This window comes from Azospirillum sp. TSO22-1 (genome assembly GCF_003116015.1).
GTDB lineage: Bacteria > Pseudomonadota > Alphaproteobacteria > Azospirillales > Azospirillaceae > Azospirillum.
Genome location: NZ_LGQZ01000178.1, coordinates 1 through 2,042 on the forward strand (window position 1 = coordinate 1; position 2,042 = coordinate 2,042).

A 2,042-nucleotide genomic window follows, 5' to 3' on the forward strand; every position below is an offset into this window, starting at 1 on the left:
GTCTTCAGCGTCTCGACGTACGCCTCGCGCAGGCTCAGGCCGCGCTCCAGGAACTGCTCCAGCCGGTTGTAGATGTAGATGCCGTAGTCCACGCCGATGCCGACGCCCAGCGCCACCACCGGCAGCGTCGCCACCTTCACCCCCACCCCGAGCCGCGCCATCAGCGCCTCGCACAGCATCGAGGTGACGAACAGCGGCACCATCAGCGCCACCGTCACCCGCCACGACTTGAACTCCCACAGCACCAGCAGCGCCACGATCCCGTACACCAGCGCCAGCATGAACGCCTCCGAGCGCTGGATCACGCTGTTGGTCGCCGCCTCGATGCCGGCGTTGCCGGCCGCCAGCAGGAACGCCACCCCGTCGCCGTCATGCTCCCGGGCGAAGGCCTCCACCGCCGCCGCGACCCGCGTCAGCGTCTCCGCCTTGTGGTCGGCCAGGAACAGCAGCACCGGCAGCATCGAGCAGTCGGGGTTGTAGAACTCCGCCGGCACCCGCTTGTGCGCCGCGTTCGAGATGTAGCGGTTGCGCGTCAGCGCCGACCAGCGCAGGTCGCCGCCGTTGGTCCCGGCGATGGCCCGCTTCATCGGCCCGAACAGCGAACTCGACGCCTCCACCCCGGCCACGTTCTCCAGGCGCCATTGCAGCTGGTCCACCTTGGCGGCCACCGGGTAGGAGCCGCACTCGCCCGCCGGCGTGCGCACGATCACCGCGAAGACGTCCGGGCTGGTCGAGTAGTGCGTCAGGAAGAACTGGACGTCGCGGTTGTAGCGCGAGTCCCGCCGCAGCTCCGGCGCCCCGGGGTCGAGGTCGCCGATCTTCAGGTCGCGGCCCTGCACGACGGCCACCGCCAGCAGCGCCAGCCCGCAGCCGACCGCCGCGGCCGCCCAGCGCGGCTCGGCGAAGCGCGCCAGCGCCCGGCTGAGGCCCTGGCGCTCCGGGCGCATGCGGCGGCGGTGGTGCTCGACGGCGCGCGCCGTGGGGCCGGCGTAGGACATGATCACGGGGAGCAGGAACATCTTGGTGACGATGATCACCGCGACGCCGATGGAGGCGTTGACGGCGAGTTCCTGGATGACGCCGATGTCGATGACCATCAGCGTCGAGAAGCCGACCGCGTCGCACACCAGGGCGATGGTGCCGGGGATGAACAGCAGCCGGAAGGTGGCCCGGGCGGCCTCCAGGACCGGCCGGCCGGCGGCGCGCTCGGCGGCCATGGTGTTGATGTTCTGCACGGCGTGGCTGACGCCGATGGCGAAGGTGAGGAAGGGCACCAGCACCGAGTAGGGATCGAGCCCCAGGCCCAGCAGGTCGAGGATGCCCAACTGCCAGACCACCGCCAGCGAGCAGCAGAACAGGGTGGACAGCGTGCCGCGCCAGCAGCGCGAATACCAGTACAGCAGGACCGTGGTCAGCGCGAAGGTCAGCGCGAAGAAGGCGGCGATGTCGGTGATGCCGTCGATGAGGTCGCCGACGATCTTGGCGAAGCCGGTGATGTGGATGCGGACGGTGTCGGACTGGTACTTGTCGCGGACCAGGGTCTCCAGGCGCTTGGCGAACAGGCCGTAGTCGAGCTTGGCGCCGGTCTGCGGGTCCACTTCGAGCAGCGGGGCGAGGACGGCGGCGGAGCGGTGGTCGGTGGCCACCAGGCTGCCGATGCGGTTGGAGCGCACGACGTTGGCGCGGACCTCGCGGACGCGCTCGGGCGAGCCGTCGAAGCTGGAGGGGATGACGGTGCCGGAGCGCAGGCCGTCCTCGGTGACCTCGTACCACTGGACGTTGGACGTCCACAGCGACTGCAGGTTTCCGCGATCGACGCCGGGGATGTAGAAGACCTCGTCGGTGATCCGCTTCAGGGTGTCGAGGAAGGCCGCGTCGTAGATGTCGCCTTTGGTGGTCTCGACGGCGATGCGCACGAGGTTGTTGAGCGGGCGCAGCTGGCTCTCGTAGGCCAGGTAGTTCGCCACGTAGGGATGCTTGGCCGGCACCATCTTCTCGAAGCTCGCCATCGGCCGGAGCTGAACCGCGTGCCAGCCGAGGAA

Annotated in this window: 1 protein-coding gene; it reads right to left on the reverse strand. The window is 69.7% G+C overall.

What is annotated here, in order from left to right:
- Window positions 1-2,042 (reverse strand): MMPL family transporter (locus TSO221_RS32480; protein ID WP_109122608.1); only part of this gene is annotated, 2,042 nt, incomplete at both ends.